The sequence below is a fragment of the Achromobacter sp. 1014246743 genome (assembly GCF_059760725.1).
In genome coordinates this window covers 91420-113781 of the sequence record NZ_JCBANA010000008.1, presented here as the reverse complement: position 1 = coordinate 113781, position 22362 = coordinate 91420, and the positions used below count along the sequence as shown (strand labels likewise).

The following is a 22362-nucleotide window of genomic DNA, read 5'->3' as shown; positions in this document are numbered from 1 at the left end:
TACAGCTTTTGTGAGTGGGGCGTGAAGAGTGTATAGGGGGTGGGGGGGGGGCGGAGTCTAGCTTGCGGCCCGGTGTCTTCGCCCGGGTCTCCCCCGTCCTCCCCCCGCCTGCCCCGTCACGCGCTCCTGATGTGCCTTACTGGTGGGCGCTGGGGCGGGCTTCTTGCTTGGCGTGGTGGCCGCCGTCAGTTTGGGGTTGGAGAGGTTTGCGGGGCCCGCCTCGTGCCGGCCGCGCGGGCGGCCTTGCTCGGCTTACGCGGTGTCTTGCGTCGCGTGATGACGCTGCGCGCTTGCGGCGGGGGTGCTGTGATTTCGGGGGGGGGTGTTGGCGACTTGTCGTTGCGTTGCTCAGTTCAGCTTTGCGCCTGAGACTTCTACCGCTTGTTTCCAGGTGGCGAGTTCTTTTTCTATGTGGTCGCCGAAGGCTTGGGGGGTGGAGCCTACGGTTTCGTAGCCGTAGCTGTTCAGTTGGGCCTTCAGGTCGGGGGTCTGGATGGCGGTGGCGATGGCGGTGCTCAGGGTGTCGATGATGGGGGGTGGGGTGTCGGCGGGGGCCAGGATGCCGTACCAGCCGTTGACGACGAAGCCGGGGACGGATTCGGCGACGGTGGGGACGTTGGGGAGCAAGGGGGAGCGGTGGTCGCCGGTGACGGCCAGGGCCTTGAGTTTGCCGGATTGGACTTGGGGGAGCGAGGTGGAGATGCTGTCGAACATCAGGGAGACTTCGCCGCCCAGCAGGGCGACGACGGCGGGGCCGCTGCCTTTGTAGGGGACGTGCATCATGTCGGTGCCGGTGCGGGCCTTGAACATTTCGGCGGCGAGGTGGCTGGTGTTGCCGTTGCCGGCGGAGGCGAAGCTGAGTTTGCCGGGGTGGGACTTGGCGTAGGCGATGAGGTCGGGGATGTTGTCGGCAGGCGTGGCGAGCGGGGCCGAGACGAGCATGGGCAAGGTGGCGACGAGGGAGACCGGGGCGAAGTCGCGGCGGGTGTCGTAGGGTAGCGAGGGGTAGAGGCTGGGGTTGATGGCGTGGGCAGCCAGGACCATGAGCAGGGTGTAGCCGTCAGGCTTGGCGCGGGCCAGTTGCGAGGAGGCGATGGCGCCGCCTGCGCCGGGTTTGTATTCCAGGACGACGGGCTGGCCCCACTTCTTTTGCAGGGCGGCGCCCAGCGGGCGGGCGAGGATGTCGGCGCTGCCGCCTGGCGGGTAGGGAATCAGCAGGGTGATGGGTTTGTCGGGATACGGGCCGGCAGCCTGTGCCGGGAAGGCCGCGAGCAGAGTCACCGCGGCGGCGGCCAGGGCAGCGAGGGAGGAACGGGGCATGGGGGGGCTCCTGGGTTTTCGGACGAGAGGTCTGCGCGGATGCGGCTGGCGTGTCCTGCTTTTGCGCCCTGCGGGTGCGCCAGCCAACACACCAGCGCGCAAGATCACACGTAGCGCGGGGTGCCGGCGGGATCGAGCTGGATGGTGCGCAGCGGGTCGGGGAACTGCAGCGGGGCTTCGGTGACGGACTGCAGGAAGTCGGGGCTGATGCCTTGCAGGACGGCGTGGACGCGCAGGCCGTCGGGGGTGACGTCGATGACAGCCAGGTCGGTGTAGATGCGGGTGACGACGCCGGCGCCGGTGAGCGGATAGCGGCAGCGGCGCAGGATCTTGGGCGCGCCGTCGCGATCGCGGTGTTCCATGATGGCCAGGACCTGCTTGGCGCCGACGGCCAGATCCATGGCGCCGCCCACCGCGGGGATAGCGTCGGCGGCGTCGGTTTTCCAGTTGGCGAGGTCGCCGCTTTCGGAGACCTGGAAGGCGCCGAGCACGGCGTAGTCGAGATGGCCGCCGCGCATCATGGCGAACGAGATGGTGTGCTCGGTGATGGATGCGCCTGGCAGCAACGTGATGGGCAGGCGGCTGGCGTTGATGAGGTCGGGGTCGATGGCGTCGCCCACGGCGGCGGGGCCCATGCCGAGAATGCCGTTTTCGCTTTGCAGCAGGATGTCCTTGTCGGGCGGCAGGTAGTCGCCGACCAGGGTGGGCATGCCGATGCCGAGGTTGACGATGGCGCCGTCGGGGATGTCGTTGGCGAGCAGTTGGGCGACTTGTTGGCGGGTCAGGGGGGTCTGCATGTCAGGTCTCCACCCGGACGACGGCCTTGACGAAGAGGCCTTGGGTCATGATCTGCTCCGGCACGAAGGTGCCCAGCGGCACGACGTCGTCGACCTGGGCGATGGCGTGGCCGGCGGCCATGCACATGACGGGGTTGAAGTTGCGGGCGGCGTGGCGGTACATGAGGTTGCCCCAGCGATCGCCCAGGTGGGCGCGGATGAGGGCGTAGTCGCCGCGCAGCGGCTGTTCGAGCACGTAGCCGACGCCGTCGATGACTTCCTGGTGGCGGCCCTGGGCCAGTTCGGTGCCGTAGCCGGTGGGGGTGTAGAACGGCCCGAGCCCGGCGCCGGCTGCGCGCAGGCGTTCGGCCAGGGTGCCTTGGGGCACGCACTCCAGTTCGACCTCGCCGGCGCGAAAGGCGCGCGCAAACGCTTCGGAGTTGGGCGGCCGCGGGTGCGAGCAGATGATTTTCCTGACCTGCCTGCGGTTGAGCAGCGCGGCGATGCCCCGGTCCCAGGTGCCGGCGTTGTTGGCGATCAGGGTCAGGTCGCGGCGGCCGAGTTCGGCCAGGCAATGCAGCAGTTCGAAGGGTACGCCGGCTTCGCCGAAGCCGCCGACCAGCACGGAAGCGCCGTCGGGAATGATGGCCACGGCCTCGGCCATGGACGCCTGAATCTTGTCGATCACTTATTGCTCCTGCGCAATGCCCGCGGCGGCCACGATCTGTTGCCAGCGCGCGCGTTCCTGGTCGATGAAGGCAGCGAACTCGGCCGGCGTCTCGCCGCCGGCCTGCCCGCCCATGGCGCGGAACCGCGCGCTGATGTCCGGGCTGCGGACCACGTCGCGGGTGGCGGCATAGAGGGTGTCGATGATTGGTCGCGGCGTGCCGGCGGGCGCGACCAGGCCGAACCAGGCGGTGACGACCATGTCCTTGACGCCGGCCTCGCCCATGGTGGGCACGTCGGGCAGCTCGGCCAGGCGCTGGTCGCTGGTGACGGCCAGCGCGCGCAGCTTGCCGGACTGGATGTACGGCATGGAGCTGGGCAGGTTGTCGATCATGAAGGTGAACTGCTGGCCCAGCAGCGCGGCCACGGCGGGACCGGCGCCCTTGTAGGGCACGTGGGTGCCCTGGATGCCGGCGCGCTGTTTGAAGAGTTCGGCGGACAGGTGCGGCGACTGGCCGGACCCGGAACTGCCGAACGAGATCCTGCCCGGCTCGCGATGCGCGTCGGCCAGCAGGTCGGCCACGTTGTGCGTGGGCGAAGCCGCATTGACGACCAGCACGTTGGGCACCGAGATGACGCGCGTGATGGGCGCGAAGTCGGCGGCCTGGTAGGGCAGCGTCCTGTAGAGGGCGTAGTTGATGGCGTTGGGGCCGATGTTGCCCATCAGCAGCGTGTAGCCGTCGGGCTTGGCACGGGCCAGGGCCTGGGCGCCGATGATGCCGGCCGCGCCGGCGCGGTTTTCAACGATGACCTGCTGCCCCAGCCTGGCGGCCAGCTTGTCCGCGATGAGGCGCGCGGCGATGTCGGTGGTGCCGCCGGGCGAGGCCGGGATGATGAGGGTGATGGGTCGCTCGGGCCAGGCCGCCTGCGCGGGGCCCGCCAGGGTGATCGCCAGCGCGCTGGCGGCCAGCCAGCGTTGCGGGTGCAACATGCTTGTCTCCCTACGTGATCATCGAACGGATCAACTTGTGCGGGAGAGTGTGTGCGCGGCAGGCGCAAATGCCTATTCCGGAATGTGGAGGAGCGGCTTCGCCTGTGCCGAAGAGGCGACGTCGCGACGCGCGGCAATCTTGCCGGCAGTCTGCAGAAAGGCCTGCAAGGCACGGTTGCGGCCCTGGCGCCGGGTGACGGCGTAGACGGTGCCGCGCGACAGTTCGGCGGGCAGCGCGCAGACCGCGATGCGATCGCCGAAATGGCCGCAGGCGGACTGGGGCACCAGCGCCACGCCCAGTCCGGCCGCCACCAGCGCCAATTGAGCGGGCACTTCGGCCACGCGCTGGGCCACGGTGTGTGCGATGCCGGCGCGAGCACAGGCGTCGGCCAGGCCGCGCGCAAAGCCCGAGGTGTCCGGACGCAGCATCACGAAGGCATCCTGCGCCAGGTCGGCCAACGCCAGGCGTTTTCTGGCCGCGAGCCGGTGGCCGGCGGGCAAGGCCGCCACCACGGGGTCGGGCCAGAGCGCCAGCGATTGCAGTTCGTCGTCATCGACCGCGGTGCGCGAGATGCTGACGTCGATGCGTTGCCCGCGCAGCGCATCCAGCTGCGCGGCCGGGTTCATTTCGTTGAGCAGCACGGAAACCTGCGGATGGGTGGCGGCGTGGCGGGCGATGAGCGCCGGCACCGGGCCCAGGAAGTGCGATCCGGACAGGCCGATCTCGATGCGCCCCGCCCTGCCCTGGTCGACTTCGCGGGCTCGCACGGTGGCGTCCTTCAGGCCGGCCAGCGTGGCGCGCACGTCGTTCAGGAAGGCCGCGCCGGCCTCGGTCAGCGCCACCCGGCGGTTGTTGCGGTCGAACAGCTTGACGTCGAGCTCGCGTTCAAGCTGCGCGATCTGCAGGCTTAGCGGCGGCTGCGAAATATGCAGCCGGGCGGCGGCGCGGGTGAAGTTCAGCTCTTCGGCCAGCACGGCGAAATAACGAAGTTGGCGGAGTTCCATGGTGGCCATTGATTTGCGAAAGATATGAAACCAGACAAAAACTATATTGGAAACTATCGTTCGCGGCGAGCAGAATTGTTTGGCGCCGATCGGGCGCAGACCATTTCCCCCGGAGGCCCCGCCATGACCACGCCGCCCCGCGCTCTGCGCATCGGCCAGATCGTTCCCAGTTCCAATACCACCATGGAAACGGAAATCCCGGCCATGCTGCGGCTGCGCGAGACCATCGCGCCCGAGCGCTTCACCTTCCATTCCAGCCGCATGCGCATGAAGCAGGTGACGGCGGCCGAGCTGGCCTCGATGGACCGCGAATCCGACCGCTGCGCGCAAGAGCTGTCCGACGCCCGCGTGGACGTGCTGGGCTACGCCTGCCTGGTGGCCATCATGGCGCAAGGCCTGGGCTACCACCGCGTATCGCAGGAGCGGCTGCACCAGGCGACCGTCGACAACGGCGCGCCGGCACCCGTCATTTCCAGCGCCGGCGCACTGGTGGAAGGCCTGCACGCCATCGGCGCGCGCAAGGTCGCCATCCTGACGCCCTACATGAAGCCGCTGACCAAGATGGTGGTGGACTACATCGAAAACGAAGGCATCGAGGTGCACGACAGCCTGTCGCTGGAAATCGCCGACAACCTGAAGGTGGGCGCGCAGGACCCGCTGGCGCCGGCCAGCCACGTCAATCGCCTGGACACGCGCGGCGTGGATGCGGTGGTACTTTCGGCCTGCGTGCAGATGCCGTCGCTGGCCTCGATTCAGCCGGTGCAGGACCGCCTGGGCCTGCCGGTGGTGACCGCGGCCGCGGCCACCGTGTATCGCATGCTCAAGGTGCTGGGTCTGGAGACGCGCGTGCCCGATGCCGGCGCGCTGCTCACCGGCAAGTACTGATCCGCGCCCGCACTTTCAGGGTGCGCGGCGGATGACGCTGTTGGCGTACATCGGGCCCTGCACGTGGTGGCCCGTCATGACGTTGGTCTGGTAGCGCTGCACCACCCCATCGAGCGATGCCGGGTCGAGCAGCGCGCGCATCGTGGCAAAGCCGGCCGAGTCGACCCGTTCGGGCGCGCGGCCCTTGGGGTAGAGGCGCCGCTTGCCTTCGTCGATCGGCGCCTGCAGCACGCCGCCGCTGGCCGTCAGGTCCAGCACCAGCTTGCCGTCGCGCAGGCGCGCCGACCCGTAGGCGCCCAGTTCCGCATCATCCAGCAGCAGGCTTCCGGTCAGCGCATAGTCGCCCGAGGGCAACGGCTGCACGTAGAGACGCAGCGTGTAGGGCGGCTCGCCATTGCGGTCGTCGACCGTCCAGCGGTATTCGCCGGCAGCCCAGGCGGGCGCGAGGGCGGCAGTCGCAGAGGGCGCAGGTGCCGGCACCGCAGGCGTGGCAGCCTGAGCCGCCGCGCCTGCGCAGAGCGCAGCGCCCAGGATGGTGGCGCGCAGCGCGCGCGTCAGGAATGCATGCATGGATTTCTCCTTGTCGTTCGTTCATGAAAGGCGAATGCGGACCGCCCCCGCCTCAATACTTGACCCGCAGGTTCAGCATGGCGCTGCGCGGCTCGCCATAGGCGTTGCCCATGTCGGCGTTGCCCAGCCGCTGGTAATAGACCTTGTCGAACAGGTTGTTCACGTTCAGGCCTAGCGACACGTGATCGCTGACGCGGTAGCCGATGCGGGCGTTCCAGATCGCGTACCCGGCCTGCGACACGCGCACCGAACTGCCGCGGACCGGGCCCTGCACGGCGCTTTCGGTGTAGATGCCGCTCTTGATGTTGACGCCGCCGCCCACGCTCCAGCGGTTCCATTCACCAGGCAATCGGTAGGTGGTCCATAGCTGGAAGATGTGCTTGGGCGTGAACGTCCTGAAGGCCGCGCCGCCATTGGTGTTGTCTTTCAGGTAACGGGTGGTGTTGAAGGTATAGCCGCCCGCGACTTCCCAGCCTGGCGCGATGCGGCCCGAGACCTCGGCTTCCAGGCCCTGGCTGCGCACCTGGCCGCTGGCGTCATAGCAGCAGTCGCCCACGTCGGGATAGGCGGGGTCGCGTTGGGCGCGGTTGCGCTCGGTGATGCGAAACAGTGCGAAGGACGTATTCAGCTTGCCGTCCAGCCATTCGCTTTTGAGGCCCGCCTCGTAGTTGGCCCCCACTACCGGCGGCAAGGAGCCGCCATCCGCCGTGCGCAGATCGCTTTGCACGCGGAAGATGTCGGCATAGCTGGCGTAGGCGGTCCAGTGGCTGTCGATGTCGTAGACCAGGCCGGCATAGGGCGTCATGCGGCCATGCTCGCTGACCGCCGGATCGCTGCGGCCGGTGATGAGATTCCTGCTCTGCGTGCGCCACCAGCTCATGCGCGAGCCCAGCACCAGCGTCAGCGGGTCGGCCAGCTTCAGGCGCGTCATGGCGTACACACCGGATTGGCGGGTCTTGACGTCGCTCTTGCTACCCCATTGCGGGTCGGCCGGCTCGGGATAGTCGTTGACGTCGTAATGGAAGACATCCACCGACCGCGCCGGAAAGCCCGGCAAGGAATACGCGTTGTAGGCCCGCGCACTACGGTCGTACCAGTTTCCGCCGATCACCAGTTCGTGGCGGCGGCCCAGCGCCTCGAACGCGCCGGTCACCATCAGGTCCAGGCCCAGTTGCCGGTTGCGGTACTGGTTGGCGCCGCCGTACAGCCGCGGCCCCAGGCCAGTCTGGCGATCGACCCCGCCGCGCACGTAGGCGTACTTGAGCTTGCTGGTTTCGTCGGCCTGGTTGACGTTGAGCTTGACCGTCCAGTCGGACGCGAACTGATGGGCCAGTTCGGCGAACACCTGCGTGTTCTCGAAGTCCCAGCGATTCCAGTCGGCGCCCAGGTAGGTACCGCGCGTCAGGCCGAGATCGCCGCCGTCCTTGTAGCGAGGCTGGTGCATCATGTAGGGCAGCCAGTCGCGCTGCTGGTAACTGCCGCCCAGGGTCAGCAGCGTACGCTCGCCCAGGTCGGCCTCGACAATGCCGTAGTAGGCCTGCTTCTGCGAGTTGGCCACGTCATAGAAATACTTGCGGTCTTCCTGCGCCGTGGCGATGCGGCCGCGTACCGAGCCAGAGGCGTTCAGCGGCGTGGACAGGTCCAGTTCGCCGCGGTAGTTGTCCCAGGACCCGGCGCTGGCCGATCCGGAAAACTGCAGTTCGCGCGTCGGGCGCTTGCGCACCAGGTTGATGACGCCGCCGGGCTGGCCCGCGCCATTGAACAGGCCGGCCGCGCCGCGCAGCAGCTCGACGTGGTCGAACATGAACAGGTCGGGCTGCGCCCAGGACGCGCCACCCGTCTGCATCGGCACGCCGTCGTATTGGAAATACTCGATCTGGAAGCCGCGCGAATAGAACTGCGGAATCGCCGCGGTGGCGGCCAGGTCGATGGTGATGCCCGGCGTCTGCGCCATGGCGTCTTCCAGCGACACCAGGTTCTGATCTTCGATGCGCTGGCGCGTAATGACCGACACCGACTGCGGAATCTCGCGCAGCGACAGCGGCAGCTTGCCGCCGACGGTGACGCTGGGCGCCGTGTAGGACGCGCTGCCTTCGGTGACGCCGGCCTGCTCGCCCTGCACCGTGACCGGCGCCAGCAGGGCAGTGTCCGGTTCTGCCGCCTGGGCGCCGGCGGCGCACGCCGCCAGGCCAACCGCCACGGCGCCGCGCCGCCACCACCGTGCGGCATGTGCCGCGCCTGCGTGAGCTGCGTGTTTCCGTCGCGCCGGCCTACCCCGCCCCCCGTGCGCCCCACGTGTCTTGATGCCCACAATTTCCTCCGCTTCCAACCCAATAAACAAGATTGATAATCATCTTCATTGGAAGAGCGGCGGGCAATCGGAAAGGCTTTCGAATTCCGGATTAAGGCTTTCGCTTTTTCACCGGCGACACGGCCTGGCGGATGGCGGGCGCCTGCTCGCGCAGGGCCTGCCACAAGTGCGTCATCACCGGCCCCTGCGGCCGGTCGCCGCGCCGCGCGGCCGCCAGTGTTTCGGTGCTGCCGGGCAAGTGGCGGTTGGCCAACGACACCAGACGGCCATCCTGCAGTTCGTCTTCGATCAGAAAGCGCGGCATGTGGCCCCAACCCAGGCCTTGCAGCAGGATCTCTTTCTTCATCAGCTGGTCCGCGACCGTGCACTGGCGCGCCCCTTCGACCATGAAGTAGTTCCGTGCGGGCGTATGGCGGGCGGTGTCGCGCATGACGCACTGCGTGTAGTCGCGCAGTTGCGCCGGCTTGATGGTGCGTGGCGCGGGCGTGCCCAGATAGCCAGGCGCGGCCACCGGCACGAACGGCACGCTGCCCAGGTCCAGCCATTCGACCTGCGCCTCGCCGGGTTCGACGCGATGCAGGATCAGGTCGGCATCGCCGTCCATCAGGCGTTCCCAGGGGCCGGTCACCGCCTCGAAATGCAGGTTCAATCGCGTAGCCGGCCACTGTGCGAAGAATTGGCCCAGCCAACCCAGCAGCAGGGGCCGTGGGCAGAAGTCGCCGATCACCACGTTCAATTCGGTTTCCTGGCCCATCGCCAACTGTTCGGCGTGGGCACGCAAGCCGGCCAGTTCGCGCAGCAGGGCCTGCGCGCGCAGGTGAAACGACTGCCCGGCCGGCGTCGGCCTGACGCGGTAGCCGGCCCGGTCCAGCAAGACCAGGCCCAGCTGGCGCTCCAACTTGGCCACCGCGGCGAACACGGCCGGGTGGGACCGATGCAGCTGCGTGGCGGCGGCCTGGAAGCCGCCCGCCCGCACCACCGCGTCGAAGCACTGCAAGTCGTGCAACGTGAATTCGCTCATGTCTATTTTTCCGACAATCTCTGTGCGATCTTTGTAATATCTTAAAAATCGGGCCGCAACTACGATCTGTCTCATCGAACCTTCTTCCATGAGGCCATCATGCAGACCGACTCTTTCATCACCACGGGCGACGGCACCCGCATCGCCTACCGCTGGGATGGCGACGCCGCCCGGCCGGTTCTGGCGCTATCGAACTCCATCGGCACCACGCTGCACATGTGGGACGATCTGGTGCCGGCGCTGGCGCGGCATTTCCGCGTGCTGCGGTTCGACACCCGCGGCCACGGCGGCTCCAGCGTGCCGGCTGGCGCGTATTCGCTGGATCGGCTGGGAGGCGACACACTCGAATTGTTCGACGCGCTGGGCGTGGCGCGCGCGCACTTCCTGGGGCTGTCGCTGGGCGGCATGATCGGCCAATGGCTGGGCGTGCACACGCCCGAGCGCATCGACCGCCTGATTCTGGCCAACACCTCGCCCTATCTCGGGCCGACGCCGCAATGGGACGAACGCATCGCCGCCACGCTGCAGGCGCCCGACATGACCGAAACGGCCGAGACGTTCTTGGCAAACTGGTTCCCGGCTTCACTGCTGAGGGCCGGCGGCCCCGTCATCGACGCCTTCCGCGCCATGCTGCTGGCGACCGACAAGCACGGTCTGGCGGGCAATTTCGCGGCGGTGCGGGACATGGACCTGCGCCGCACCATTGCGCTGATCCCGCGGCCCACGCTGGTGATCGCCGGGCGCGACGACACGGTCACCGCCGCCAGCCACAGCGAACAGATCGCCGCGACCATACCCGATGCGAAGCTGCTGACGCTGCAGGCGGTGCACCTGTCCAACATCGAACGCCCGGACGAATTCCGCGAGGCTGTGCTGGGCTTCCTGTTGCCGAGCGGTCGCGCCTAGCGTGGTGGCCGGTTACCGGGTTGTGCGAGGCCGGCGGTCACCGGCATCAGCGCAATGCGCTGGGCGGGACGCCGAAGCGGCGGCGAAATGCCACCGAGAAATGCGCGGGCGCATAGCCCACGTGCCAGGCGGCTTCTGACACGCTCAGGCCGCCATTCAAGATCAGTTCGCGGCCGTGGGCCAGGCGCGCCTCTTGCAGGTAGCGCGCCATGCTGACGCCGAACGCACGCTTGAAGGCCTGATCCAGCTTGCGGGTGTGCAGGCCCAGCTCACGTGCCAACGCCGATGACGACGGTGCGCCGCGCAGGTCGGCGGCCAGCCGGCGACGTGCCTCGTGGGCCGCATCCAGCTCGCGGGCGGCGGCCAGCGGGGCCGCCTGATGCGTCTGCTGCCGTGGCGCCGGCACGGCCTGCGCCAGCGCGATGGCCGCCAGTTCCAGCCCCTTCGCGGCCAGGTACAGGCCCCGCGCCGGCCCCTCGTAGCGGCAGACCCGCACCTGATCGGCGATGCGCCGCGCCTCGCGGCCCGCGGCGCCGTGCCAGATGACTGGCCGGCCCGCGCCCGCCGTGGGGTCGCCCGCTGCCGCGTACAAGCCCCGCAAGAAATCCGGCTCCACGCCCAACTCATTCCACAGGGATGCGGCCGGCAACGTGACCAGCGTGTAGCGCTGGTCCACGCCGGCCGCGAAGGCGTCAGCGCCCTGCGCCTGCCCGGGATTCCAGGCCAGGCACAACGTTGGTCCCCGCAACGTCAGCGGCGCGCGATCTTCGACACGGCTTTGCACCTGCCCATCGATCAAGATGACCTTCAGGCCCGGATAGAGGGATTCCTCGCGCCACTCGGTAGTACCGCGGCGGAACACGCCGGCACGCAAAGAGCCTCCGTTGGCCAGGTCCAGCGCCGCGTCGACGCGATGGTGTTCGGCGGCAGGAACCGCGGCGCGGGTGCGCATGAAAGGCATGGGATCGATCCGGCCGAACCGGACAACAGGCTCATTTGAGAATAATTATTATTACCTAAGTCCTGCACGGGCTCAATCCGGTCGCCCTGCCTGCGCTGCGCAGCGTGCTATTGCCCCGCCCGCTCCCAGCGCCGCTGGATCGCCTTGGCCGCCACGACGCCATCCGCCATCGACGTCACGACGCAGGGGTGCATGCGGTGGGCCACCTCGCCGATGGCGTAGATATCCGGCACGCTGGTTTCGGCGGTGGCGACATCGGTGCGGATATAGCCGCGCTCGTCGCGCGCCAGGTGCAGATCGTCGGCAAACGACGCCTGCGGCTCCCAGCCGTAGAACACCAGGATCAGGTCATACTGCCGGCCATCCACGCTGCGCGTGGCCGGGTCGACCTGGTAGGGGCCGATACGCACGCCTTCCTTGCCGGCGCGCTGCACCCACTGCTGCTGGGCCCGCACGCTGCGGGCGTACAGGTGCACCGTGGCAGCGCCGCGGTTGCGCACGTAGACGTAATTTTCGAAAGCGTTGTCGCCGCCCCCCAGTACCGCGACCGACAGGCCGGAGTAGTCCTGCGCCACGATGGGCGACCCCGGACCGATCAGCACGCCGGGCCAGCGCGATCCAGGCGGGTGTTCCGGAAAGCCCTTGGCGCGTACGCCGGAGGCGATCACCAGGGTGCGGCCGCGCACCTGTGATGCGCCCCCATTTTTCTCGACCAAGGTGGCCTCGATGCCGCCCTTGCAGGGCCGCACCGCCGTCACCCGGGCACCCAGCCGCAGCGGCACGCCGGCGGCGCGCACGCTGGTGTCGATATTGGCGGCCACCTGCTGGCCGGTCACCCCGGGCAGCACGGCGATCCAGTCGTCCGTGAACGGGTTGTCGCTGCTCAGGCCGCCCAGGCGGTCGCCGGCTTCGACCAGCAGCGGCGCCAGGCCCAGCCGGGCCAGCCACAGGGCGCAGGAAGCGCCGGCCGGGCCGCCCCCTACAATGACCGCATCGTGCATCTGTTGCATTTCACCCCTTGTTTGCCATTGCCGGCCCCTCGCGGGCGCCCGGACATGGCCGAATTGTAGCCAGCGCGCCAACCCCGGCCCGGCATCGCCTTACAATTCCGCCTATTCCACCCAGGTTTTCATCATGCCCACACGCCGCATCATCCTTTCCGGGCTCGCGCTCGACGCCCGCATCGGCATTCTCGAACACGAGCGCCGTGCCACCCAGCCCCTGCATGTCGACGCCGAATTCGACGTGGATATCCAGCGCGCGGTCGACGACCACGATATCCACAGCGTGCTGGACTACCGCCGCCTGCGCGAAGCCATCGTCGAGGAATGCACCCAGGCGCATGTGAACCTGATCGAAACCCTGTCCGAACAAGTCGCCGCACGCCTGTTGGCCGACTTCCAGGAAATCCGCTCGCTGCGCCTGCGCATCAGCAAGCCCATGGCCTTTTCCGACTGTGCGGCGGTGGGCGTGGAAATCCAGCTCTCGCGTTGACCATGAACGATATCGCTCCCCCCGGCATCCGCTTTCGCACCGAAGCCGAAAAAGTTGAAGCCCCCACGCCGCGCGCGCAAGACGCGCTTGCTGCCCCCCAGGGGGGCGTTTTTCCCTTGGGACGGCCCGACGAGAAAGTTGAAGCCCCCACGCCGCGCGCGCAAGACGCGCTTGCTGCCCCCCAGGGGGGCGTTTTTCCCTTGGGACGGCCCGACGAGAAAAAAGCCCGCCACGAAGGCAACAAGCTGACCAAGCGCCTGGCGCGTGAAACCACGCGCGCGCTGTCCGACTACAACATGATCGAGGCGGGCGACCGCGTGATGGTCTGTCTGTCCGGCGGCAAGGATTCCTACGCCATGCTGGACATCCTGCTCCAGCTGCAAAAGCGCGCGCCGTTTCCGTTCGAGCTGATCGCCGTCAACCTGGACCAGAAGCAGCCCGGCTTTCCCGCCGACATCCTGCCGCGCTACCTGACCGAACTGGGCGTGCCGTTTCACATCGAGACGCAGGACACCTACTCGATCGTCACGCGCGTGCTCGAAGAGGGCAAGACCATGTGCTCGCTCTGTTCGCGCTTGCGCCGGGGCATCCTGTACCGGGTGGCGTCCGAGCTGGGTGCGACCAAGATTGCGCTGGGCCACCACCGCGATGACATCCTGGGCACGTTCTTCCTGAACCTGTTCTACGGCGGCAAGGCCAAGGGCATGCCGCCCAAGCTGGTGTCCGACGACGGCCGCCACACGGTGATCCGCCCGCTGGCCTACGTGCCCGAGACCGACCTGATCGCCTATGCCGAACTCAAGCAGTTCCCGATCATTCCGTGCAACCTGTGCGGCTCGCAGGAAAACCTGAAGCGCAAGGAAGTCGGCCGCATGATCAAGGAATGGGACAAGCAGCACCCCGGCCGCTCGTGGAACGTCTTCAACGCGCTGTCGCGCGTGGTGCCGTCGCACCTGATGGACCGCAACCTGTTCGATTTCGTCGGCCTCAAGCCGAGCGGCGTGCCGGACGCCAACGGCGACACGGCGTTCGACACCGTGGACCCGACCGAGGGCGATGACGCCTGCGGCGACACCGCGGCCCCGCCAGCGCAGGCGCCCGACGGCATCGTTGAAAAGAAAGTGATGTTCAGGCGCGGCTGAATGCCGCGAATGCGGGCCAAGGCGACAAGGGCCCCGGTGGGCATGGATCACACAACGCGTGCCGGCGCTCGACCGGTACGCGTGCCTTGAGCGCCGGCCTGGCGCTCAAGGCACGCAGGCCCGCTACGCGTTCAACACCCGCACCGGCGTCCCGGCCTGCCAGGCCTTCACGGCTTCGAGCGCATTGCGATAGAACGCCTCGAAATTCTCGCGGCTGACATAGCCCAGGTGCGGCGTCAGGATGACGTTGTCCAGGTCGCGCACATTGTCGGTGGGCGACAGCGGCTCTTCGTCAAACACATCCAGCCCGGCGCCCGCGATGCGGAACTTCACCAGTGCATCCATCAGGGCTTCCTGGTCGACCAGGCCGGCCCGCGACGTGTTGACCAGATAGGCGGTCGGCTTCATGGCGGCCAGCGCGGCCGCATCGACGATGTGGCGGCTGCGGTCGGACAGGATCAAGTGCAGGCTGACGACGTCGGACGTGGAAAACAGCTCGTGCTTGTCCACCCGCTTGACGCCGGCCTCGGCCGCGCGCTCGTCGGTCAGGTTGGGGCTCCAGGCCACCACGTCCATGCCGAAAGCCAGGCCAACCTTGGCCACCGCCGCGCCCAGCTTGCCCAGGCCCAGCACGCCCAGCCGCTTGCCGGCCAGCGGCTCGGGCATGCCCGTCTGCCACATGCCGCGGCGCATGGCCGCGTCTTCGGCGGTCAGGTGCTTGAACAGGCCCAGGATGTGCGCCCACGCCAGTTCGGCGGTGGCGGTATTGGCGTCGGCGCTGCCGGGCGCGCCGCTGACGACGATGCCCTGCGCGGTGCAGGCTTGCATGTCGATGGCATTGTTGCGCATGCCGGTGGTGACCAGCAGGCGCAGGCGCGGCAGTGCGCGGATGCGCTCGGCCGGGAACGGCGTGCGTTCCCGCATGGCGATGATCACGTCGAACGGTTCGAGGGTGGCCTCGACCTGTTCGTCGGGAATGAAGTTGTTGAAGATCTGTACCTCGGCATCGCCGCCCAGGGAACCCCAGTCGGCGTAGCGTTTGGCGACATCGTGGTAATCGTCGAGGATTGCGATTTTCAAGTCTTGTCTCCGGGTGGCGTGGCGCTCGCCGCGCCAGCCCCCCGGCCGGCGCGATCGGCGCCGGTCAGTTCAGTCGTGCCTTGAGCTGGTCCAGCGGCAGCGCGCCGCTGATGCGCGAGCCGTCGGGGAAGAACAGGGTCGGGGTGCCGCGCACCATCAGCTGCTTGCCCAGCGCCAGCAGCTTGTCTTCAGGCACGCTGCAATTGGCGGTGGCCGGCTTCTGGCCACGCAGCATCCAGTCGTCCCAGGCCTTGCCCGGGTTTTTCGAGCACCAGACGTCGCGCACCTTCACGTTGGAGTCGGGCGACAGGATGGGATACAGGAAGGTGTAGACGGTGAGGTTGTCCACGTCTTCCAGGGTCTTGCGCAACTGCTTGCAATAGCCGCAGTTGGGGTCTTCGAAAATCGCGACCTTGCGCGAGCCGTCGCCCTTGACCTGCTTGATGGCCAGGTCCAGCGGCAGCTGGTCGAACGGAATGGTGCCCAGCTTTTCCTGCGCTTCGCGCGTGACGTCGCGGCGCGTCATGGCGTCGATCAGCGGCCCTTCCATGACCCAGGTGACTTTTTCGTCCGTGTAGATCAGGTCCATGCCCAGCTGCACTTCGAACAGGCCATAGGGCGTGCGGCGCACCGCGGTGACGTCCATGCCGGAAAAGCGCTGCTTGAAGCGGTCCTTGACGGCGTCCGCCACGGGATCCGCCGGCGCCACCTGGGTGGTGGAATAGCTCTTGTCGCCTTTGGCCGGCTGCCCCACCGTGCTGGTGGAAATGGACTTGTCGCCCTTGGCCGGCGCCTGCGCCTGCGCCTGGGCGCCTGCGGACAAACCCAGGCCCGCGGCCATGAAGCAGGCGGCCAGCGCGGCGGGAAAACGGAAATTCATGGGGACTCCTGTAATTATCGTGACGTATCGCATACGTAGGCGGAAAGCGTAACCGATCCGGTGTGACGCGGCGCCGGGCAATGCCGGGGCCTGGCGCCAGGACCATGGGAATCAGACCGGTCGGGACCCGTACGGGTTCCTCAATGCGCCGATTCCGGCGGCCGCCCGCAGGCGATACGAAAAACGGGGCCTCGCCCCCCTTCAATTCGTGGAGGCGCCCGCGATCAGGCGCCGCTTGATCAGTGGGGCCCGCTCGACCCAGTGCATGCCGGCGTTGCGCAGCCAGACCAGCGGCGTGGCGTGCGACCCGAACAGCTTGTGCAGGCCATCGGTGGCCAGCCGCAGGGCCAGCACCGGCTCGGCGCGCGCGCGCTGGTAGCGGTGCAGCACCCGCAGGTCACCTGCCTGGCGGTAGGGCTCGCGCCCGGCCACGGTGCGGGCCAGGGCCTCGACGTCGCCCAGCCCCAGGTTCAGGCCCTGCCCGGCCAAGGGATGCAGCCGGTGCGCGGCGTCACCCGCCAGCGCGATGCCGGGCGCGACCATCTGGGCGCGTTCCAGCGTCAACGGAAAGCCGTGCAGCTTGCTGCGCACCTTCAGGCGGCCCAGGCGGCCTTGCGCGGCGTGTTCCAGCAGGGATTCGAGCCGCGCGGCCTGCTCGTCGGCCGGCAGGGCCAGCAGTTCGGCGGCGCGCTCGCTGCGCATCGACCAGACCATGGACACCTGCGGGCCGTCGGCGGTATCGGGCAACGGCAAGAGCGCCAGCACGCCGTCGTCGCGGAACCATTGGAAGGCCGTGCCCTGGTGGGCGTGTTCGGCGTCCAGGTTCACGACCAGGCCGGTGTCGTTGTACGACACGGCGTCGTGCTTCAAGCCGGCGGCAGTGCGCAGCGGCGAGGCGGCGCCGTCGGCGCCCACGAACAGTTCCGCCTGCAGGCGAGCGCCGCCTTCGGTCTCGACCGTGCCGGCCTGGTAGCCGGTGCAGCGGTCTTCGATCCAGGGAATGCCGAACATGCGCACGGCCTGGATCAGCACCCGTTCGATTTCGCCGGATTCGACGATCCAGGCCAGTTGCGGCAGGGCCGCCTGCCAGGCGTTCAGGTGCACCAGGCCGTCGGCGTCGCCATGGATTTCCATGGCCTGCACCGGCGTCAGGCGGGCTGACGGCATGGCGTCCCAGACGCCCAGCTCGGCCAGGAAACGCTGGCTGGCGGGCGAAATGGCATAGACGCGGGCATGGTAGTGGTTGGGATCGGCCGGCGGCACGGCGGTGCGCGGCGCCAGCAGCGCCACGCGCTGGCCGCGGCGGGCCAGCGCCAGGGCGGACGACAGGCCGACGATGCCGGCCCCGCAAACGACGATCTGGTGGGTCATCTTGCGCTGGGCTCCCCGGCTTGCTTGGGCCACAACAGCCACATCTGGCCGCGCTGCTTCATGCGGCCTGCCTGTTGGCCGGCTTCTTCGCCGTAGCCCCAGTAGAAGTCGGCGCGAGCCGCGCCCCGGATGGCGGTGCCGGTGTCTTGCGCGAACACCAGGCGCTGCAACGGCCGGTCGGACGCCGGATAGGTGGTGGCCAGGAACACGGGCGTGCCCAGCGGCACGAAGCCGGCGTCCACCGCGATGGCGCGGCGCGGGGCCAGGTTGACGCCGTAGGCGCCCTTGGGGCCCAGTTCGGGGTCGATCACGGGTTCTTCGCGGAAGAACACCACGGCCGGGTTGGCGTTGAGCATCTCGGGCACGCGCTTGGGATTGCGCTGCGCCCAGGCGCGGATGTTCTGCATCGAGGCCTGGTCGGCCGACAGCTCGCCACGGTCCGCCAGCCAGCGGCCGATGGACACGTAGGGCTGGCCGTTGTGGTCGGCATAGGCCACGCGGATGGTCTTGCCGGTGTCGGGGCCGTCGGTCAGTTGCACCCGACCCGAGCCCTGCACCTGCAGGAAGAAGTTGTCGACAGGGTCGTCGACCCAGACCACCACCGGCGGGCGGCGGCCCGAGGATTCGATCGCGGCGCGGGTGTCGTAGGGCACGACGCGCTTGCCTTCGAGCTTGCCGCGCACGCGCTTGCCGGCCAGGTCCGGGTACACCGACCCCAGGTCGATGGTCAGCAGGTCGGCCGGCACGGCATACAGCGGCCATTGGTAATTGCCGCCCTGGCGGCGCGACCCGCGCACCAGGGGTTCGTAGTAGCCGGTGACGGTGTTGGCCGCCGGCTTGCCGTCAGGGGCGTTCAGGCGCCAGGGTTGCAGGTAGGTCTGCAAGAAGCGGCGCACGCCCTCGATGTCGGTGGCGGCGGGCGCGCGGGCCGGATCGGCCGCGGCAGCGCAGACCGGCTGCCAGGCGCGCGGGGTGGCACGGGCCGGCGCGGCCAGGTTGCCGCTGGTCGGGCGCATCAGCCCCTTGCAGTTGCGCAGGAACAAGGGCCAGAACTGCGCCAGGTCGTCGTTGGACCAGCCCGGCATCTCGGCCCACGAGGCCGCCTTGAACTTGCCTGCCAGAGCGCGCGGCGGGGTATCGGGCAGGGCCGACAGCGCCGGCACCACCAGGGGGCCATCGACGGCAGTGGAACGCGGGCCGGACGGGCCCGGCTGGCCGGAATCGGGAGGGACCTCGGAGGTCGTGCTGCATGCCGCCAGCAGGACTGACAGCACGGACAGGCTAAGAATGCGCTTCATGAGCAGATGGAAAACCGTACAACGAGTGGCCGCGCCCCGGTCAATGCAGGGTACGCGGCATGGCCAGGACGAATTCGGAGATCGGCACTTCGAACGGAATGCCGTTCTCGCCGACGCAATGGTAGGTGCCGCGCATCGTGCCCACCGGCGTGGGCAGGGGACAGCCGCTGGTGTATTCGAAGGTCTCGCCGGGCGCCAGCAGCGGTTGCTGGCCCACGACGCCCAGCCCGCGCACTTCCTGCACGCGCTGGTTGCCATCGGTGATAATCCAGTGGCGGCTGATCACCTGGGCCGGATGCTCACCGGTATTGGTGATGCGAACGGTATAGGCGAACACGAATTGCTGCTCGCCAGGATCGGACTGTTCCGGCACGAAGCGCGGAGAGACGGAGACGCTAAGGTCGTAAGGTTTCACAGCCCTTCCCTGTGTGGCACGCTCAAACTGCAATAATGGCACATTATGCCTTCCCCAACCCCGAACATCATGTCTACGTCCCCTACCCGCATTACCCCCAGCATCCTGTCCGCCGACTTTGCCCGCCTGGGCGAGGAAGTCCGCAACGTCGTGGCCGCCGGCGCCGACTGGATCCACGTCGACGTGATGGACAACCACTATGTGCCCAACCTGACCATCGGCCCGATGGTCTGTGCGGCGATCCGTCCCCATGTGTCCGTGCCGATCGACGTGCACCTGATGGTCGAACCCGTGGACGCCCTGGTGCCCATGTTCGCCAGCGCCGGCGCCAACTACATCAGCTTCCACCCCGATGCCAGCCGCCACGTCGACCGCACGCTGTCCCTGATCCGCGAAAGCGGCTGCAAGGCCGGCCTGGTGTTCAACCCGGCCACGCCGCTGTCCTATATGGACTACGTGATGGACAAGATCGACCTGGTGCTGATCATGTCGGTCAACCCCGGCTTTGGCGGCCAGAGCTTCATTCCCGCCACGCTGACCAAGCTGCGCGAGGCCCGCGCCAGGATCGACGCCTGGATGCAGGCCGGCGGCCAGGAAATCATGCTGCAGGTGGACGGTGGCGTGAAAATCGACAACATCGCCGAAATCCGCCGCGCGGGCGCCGACACCTTCGTGGCCGGTTCGGCCATTTTCGGCAAGCCCGACTACGCCGGCATCATCACGGCCATGCGCGAGCAGATCGCCGTCGGCGAAACCACCGCCATCTGAGGAACGCCATGACCGCCTTTCGCGCCGCGCTGCTGGACCTGGACGGCACCCTGCTCGACTCCATCCCCGACCTGGCCTTCGCGGCCAACGCCATGCGCGTGGAACTGGGCATGATCTCGCTGCGCGAGGACGTCGTGGCCACCTTCGTGGGCAAGGGCGTGGACAACCTGGTGCGCCGCAGCCTGGCGGGCAGCCTGGATGCCGCCGACCCCTCGCCGGAAGATTTCGAGCGCGCCCGCGAGGCCTTCTACCGCCATTACCACCTGGTCAACGGCGAGCGCGCGCGGGTCTACCCGGGCGTCATCGAGGGCCTGAAGCACATGCGCGACCAGGGCCTGAAGCTGGCCGTGGTCACCAACAAGCCCACCGAGTTCACCCTGCCGTTGTTGCAGCGCACGGGCCTGGCGGGCTTTTTCGACGCCGTGGTGTGCGGCGACACCTGCCCGCGCCGCAAGCCGGACCCTGACCAGGTGCTGCATGCCTGCGAACTGCTGGGCGTCACCGTGGACGAAGCCGTCACCATCGGCGATTCCATCAACGACGCCCAGGCGGGCCGCAGCGCCGGCACCCAGGTGCTGGTGGTGCCTTACGGTTACAACGAAGGCCGTGACGTGCGCGAGCTGGATGTCGATGGTATAGTTGACACGCTTGTCAACGCCGCCCAGTGGGTGGCGCTCTGGAATCAAAACCAGAACGCCGCGAAAACCGCGGTCTGAACCGAAATACCGAATCCTTACCTGACCTGATGAACGTTTCCATCCAGAACCAAATGCTCGGCGCCTCGTGGCGCTGGTGGCGTTTGTCTTCCGGGTGGCGATGATTCCCTTCCCGGCCCTGGACGCGTACACCACCGCCTAGCGCCGATACTGTGCAAAACACAGAGCCAAGCCCGGAACCAGATACCTGGACCGGGCTTTTTGTTGTGCGCCCGGTCCCCAAGCAGACACTTTGCCCACGAGACCCGACATGACCGAAATCGAATTCAAAGCCCTGGCCGCGCAAGGCTACAACCGCATCCCCCTGGTGGCCGAGACCTACGCCGACCTGGACACCCCGCTGGGCATCTACCTGAAGCTGGCCCACGCCGGCCCCCAGGCCGGCCGCATGACCTGCCTGATGGAATCGGTGGTGGGCGGCGAACGCTTCGGCCGCTATTCGTTCATCGGCCTGCCGGCCCGCACGGTGATCCGCGCCAGCGGCACCCGCACCGAGGTGCTGCACGACGGCAAGGTCGCCGAAACCCATGACGGCGATCCCCTGGCCTTCATCGAGCAGTACCAGAGCCGCTTCAAGGTGGCCCTGCGCCCCGGCATGCCGCGCTTCTGCGGCGGCCTGGCCGGCTATTTCGGCTACGACACCGTGCGCCACATCGAGCCCTGCCTGGGCCCGGCCGTCAAGCCCTTCCCGGCCGGCATGGAAGGCGGCACGCCCGACCTGATGCTGATGCACGTGGACGAACTGGTCATCGTCGACAACCTGGCCGGCCGCATCTACCTGATGGTCTACGCCGACCCCGCCCAGCCCGAAAGCTACAGCCGCGCCCAGCAGCGCCTGCACGACCTGCGCGCGCGCCTGCGACGTCCGGTCGAAATCCCGTACAGCCACGCCAGCATGCAGACCGAAGAGCGGCGCGACTTCAAGAAAGAAGACTACCTGGCGGCCGTGCACCGCGCCAAGGAACACATCGCCGCCGGCGACCTGATGCAGGTGCAGATCGGCCAGGTCATCGCCAAGCCCTTCCGCGATTCCCCGCTGTCCCTCTACCGCGCCCTGCGGTCGCTCAATCCCTCCCCCTACATGTATTTCTGGAACTTCGGCGACTTCCAGGTGGTGGGCGCGTCGCCCGAGATCCTGGTGCGCCAGGAACGCGCCGTGGTCGACGGCACGCCCAAGTCGCAGATCACTATCCGCCCGCTGGCCGGCACCCGCAAGCGCGGCGCCACGCCCGAGGAAGATGCCGCGCTGGCCGCCGAGCTGCGCGCCGACCCCAAGGAAGTGGCCGAGCACGTGATGCTGATCGACCTGGCGCGCAACGACGTCGGCCGCGTGGCCGAAGTGGGCTCGGTCAAGGTCAGCGACACCATGGTCATCGAACGCTATTCGCACGTGATGCACCTGGTGTCCAATGTGACCGGCAATCTCAATCCTGGCATGAGCAGCATGGACGTGCTGCGCGCCTCGTTCCCGGCCGGCACGCTGACCGGCGCGCCCAAGGTCGAGGCCATGAAGATCATCGACGAACTCGAACCCGTGCGCCGCGGCATCTATGGCGGCGCGGCGGGGTACCTGTCGTACGGCGGTGAAATGGACGTGGCCATCGCTATTCGCACCGGCGTCATCAAGGACGGCACGCTGTACGTGCAAGCCGCCGCCGGCATCGTCGCCGACTCCAACCCCGAAGCCGAATGGGCCGAGACCGAAGCCAAGGCCCGCGCCGTGTTGCGCGCCGCCGAGCAGGTGCAGCACGGCCTGGACGAACCCATCTAAGGCACGCCCCGATAC

At 68.1% G+C, this 22362-nt stretch carries 22 protein-coding genes; 7 read left to right on the top strand and 15 right to left on the bottom strand.

Annotated features, from left to right (window positions below):
* Window positions 1-348: 348 nt before the first annotated feature.
* From AC6LJ2_RS05775 to AC6LJ2_RS05755, 5 genes are all read right to left on the bottom strand, one after another.
* Window positions 349-1320, bottom strand: coding sequence for a tripartite tricarboxylate transporter substrate binding protein (locus AC6LJ2_RS05775; RefSeq protein WP_498150998.1), 972 nt, complete (start codon window positions 1318-1320; stop codon window positions 349-351).
* Window positions 1321-1424: 104 nt separating this feature from the next.
* Entirely contained in the window at window positions 1425-2117 is a 693-nt protein-coding gene (locus AC6LJ2_RS05770; protein WP_263915456.1) for a 3-oxoacid CoA-transferase subunit B, read from the bottom strand.
* A 1-nt stretch (window position 2118) separates the two neighbouring features.
* A complete protein-coding gene (locus tag AC6LJ2_RS05765) occupies window positions 2119-2784 on the bottom strand; it encodes a 3-oxoacid CoA-transferase subunit A (protein ID WP_445658031.1) in 666 nt (221 codons plus the stop codon).
* Window positions 2785-3753, bottom strand: a complete 969-nt coding sequence (locus AC6LJ2_RS05760) for a Bug family tripartite tricarboxylate transporter substrate binding protein (RefSeq protein ID WP_498150997.1) — start codon at window positions 3751-3753, stop codon at window positions 2785-2787.
* Between the two features lie 72 nt (window positions 3754-3825).
* Window positions 3826-4758, bottom strand: coding sequence for a LysR substrate-binding domain-containing protein (locus AC6LJ2_RS05755; protein ID WP_445658029.1), 933 nt, complete (start codon window positions 4756-4758; stop codon window positions 3826-3828).
* Between the two features lie 123 nt (window positions 4759-4881).
* Here AC6LJ2_RS05755 and AC6LJ2_RS05750 point away from each other — a divergent pair, with 123 nt between their 5' ends.
* The gene (locus AC6LJ2_RS05750; protein WP_025139756.1) at window positions 4882-5643 is read left to right on the top strand and encodes a maleate cis-trans isomerase family protein; all 762 of its coding nucleotides are present in this window, start codon (window positions 4882-4884) and stop codon (window positions 5641-5643) included.
* Between the two features lie 15 nt (window positions 5644-5658).
* Here AC6LJ2_RS05750 and AC6LJ2_RS05745 read toward each other — a convergent pair whose 3' ends face one another.
* The 3 genes from AC6LJ2_RS05745 to AC6LJ2_RS05735 all read right to left on the bottom strand — a co-directional run bounded on the left by AC6LJ2_RS05745 (window position 5659) and on the right by AC6LJ2_RS05735 (window position 9545).
* A complete protein-coding gene (locus tag AC6LJ2_RS05745) occupies window positions 5659-6213 on the bottom strand; it encodes a hypothetical protein (protein WP_263915451.1) in 555 nt (184 codons plus the stop codon).
* 52 nt (window positions 6214-6265) lie between these two features.
* A complete protein-coding gene (locus AC6LJ2_RS05740) occupies window positions 6266-8413 on the bottom strand; it encodes a TonB-dependent siderophore receptor (protein WP_498150996.1) in 2148 nt (715 codons plus the stop codon).
* Between the two features lie 202 nt (window positions 8414-8615).
* On the bottom strand, window positions 8616-9545 hold the full coding sequence (locus AC6LJ2_RS05735; protein WP_445658027.1) for a LysR family transcriptional regulator: 930 nt from the start codon (window positions 9543-9545) through the stop codon (window positions 8616-8618).
* A gap of 99 nt (window positions 9546-9644) precedes the next feature.
* Here AC6LJ2_RS05735 and pcaD point away from each other — a divergent pair, with 99 nt between their 5' ends.
* The gene (gene pcaD / locus AC6LJ2_RS05730; protein ID WP_263915448.1) at window positions 9645-10451 is read left to right on the top strand and encodes a 3-oxoadipate enol-lactonase; all 807 of its coding nucleotides are present in this window, start codon (window positions 9645-9647) and stop codon (window positions 10449-10451) included.
* A gap of 46 nt (window positions 10452-10497) precedes the next feature.
* Here pcaD and AC6LJ2_RS05725 read toward each other — a convergent pair whose 3' ends face one another.
* The gene (locus tag AC6LJ2_RS05725; protein ID WP_498150995.1) at window positions 10498-11412 is read right to left on the bottom strand and encodes a helix-turn-helix domain-containing protein; all 915 of its coding nucleotides are present in this window, start codon (window positions 11410-11412) and stop codon (window positions 10498-10500) included.
* Window positions 11413-11519: 107 nt separating this feature from the next.
* Window positions 11520-12422 carry an NAD(P)/FAD-dependent oxidoreductase gene (locus AC6LJ2_RS05720; RefSeq protein ID WP_498150994.1) on the bottom strand — a complete coding sequence of 301 codons (903 nt, stop codon included), beginning with the start codon at window positions 12420-12422 and terminating at the stop codon, window positions 11520-11522.
* A gap of 124 nt (window positions 12423-12546) precedes the next feature.
* Here AC6LJ2_RS05720 and folB point away from each other — a divergent pair, with 124 nt between their 5' ends.
* Both folB and ttcA read left to right on the top strand, forming a co-directional pair.
* Entirely contained in the window at window positions 12547-12906 is a 360-nt protein-coding gene (folB, locus tag AC6LJ2_RS05715; RefSeq protein ID WP_263915445.1) for a dihydroneopterin aldolase, read from the top strand.
* A 116-nt stretch (window positions 12907-13022) separates the two neighbouring features.
* Window positions 13023-14048, top strand: a complete 1026-nt coding sequence (gene ttcA / locus AC6LJ2_RS05710) for a tRNA 2-thiocytidine(32) synthetase TtcA (protein WP_498150999.1) — start codon at window positions 13023-13025, stop codon at window positions 14046-14048.
* 123 nt (window positions 14049-14171) lie between these two features.
* Here the strand turns inward: ttcA and AC6LJ2_RS05705 are convergent, their stop codons facing one another.
* The 5 genes from AC6LJ2_RS05705 to apaG form a co-directional block, all read right to left on the bottom strand.
* On the bottom strand, window positions 14172-15128 hold the full coding sequence (locus tag AC6LJ2_RS05705; RefSeq protein ID WP_263915442.1) for an NAD(P)-dependent oxidoreductase: 957 nt from the start codon (window positions 15126-15128) through the stop codon (window positions 14172-14174).
* Window positions 15129-15192: 64 nt separating this feature from the next.
* Window positions 15193-16008, bottom strand: coding sequence for a DsbC family protein (locus AC6LJ2_RS05700; protein ID WP_498150993.1), 816 nt, complete (start codon window positions 16006-16008; stop codon window positions 15193-15195).
* Window positions 16009-16209: 201 nt separating this feature from the next.
* Entirely contained in the window at window positions 16210-17379 is a 1170-nt protein-coding gene (locus AC6LJ2_RS05695) for a UbiH/UbiF family hydroxylase (protein ID WP_498150992.1), read from the bottom strand.
* Window positions 17376-18677 carry a murein transglycosylase A gene (gene mltA, locus AC6LJ2_RS05690; RefSeq protein WP_263915439.1) on the bottom strand — a complete coding sequence of 434 codons (1302 nt, stop codon included), beginning with the start codon at window positions 18675-18677 and terminating at the stop codon, window positions 17376-17378. Before mltA ends, AC6LJ2_RS05695 begins: the two co-directional genes overlap by 4 nt.
* Before the next feature lie 40 nt (window positions 18678-18717).
* Entirely contained in the window at window positions 18718-19092 is a 375-nt protein-coding gene (gene apaG, locus AC6LJ2_RS05685) for a Co2+/Mg2+ efflux facilitator ApaG/CorD (protein ID WP_006392509.1), read from the bottom strand.
* A gap of 45 nt (window positions 19093-19137) precedes the next feature.
* Here apaG and rpe point away from each other — a divergent pair, with 45 nt between their 5' ends.
* The 3 genes from rpe (at window position 19138) to trpE (ending at window position 22347) form a co-directional block, all read left to right on the top strand.
* Window positions 19138-19860, top strand: coding sequence for a ribulose-phosphate 3-epimerase (gene rpe, locus AC6LJ2_RS05680; protein ID WP_263915438.1), 723 nt, complete (start codon window positions 19138-19140; stop codon window positions 19858-19860).
* 8 nt (window positions 19861-19868) lie between these two features.
* Entirely contained in the window at window positions 19869-20576 is a 708-nt protein-coding gene (locus tag AC6LJ2_RS05675; RefSeq protein ID WP_492265891.1) for a phosphoglycolate phosphatase, read from the top strand.
* Between the two features lie 250 nt (window positions 20577-20826).
* Complete coding sequence (gene trpE, locus AC6LJ2_RS05670; RefSeq protein ID WP_263915435.1) at window positions 20827-22347, top strand: anthranilate synthase component I; 1521 nt, start codon at window positions 20827-20829, stop codon at window positions 22345-22347.
* The last annotated feature ends 15 nt before the right edge of the window (window positions 22348-22362 follow it).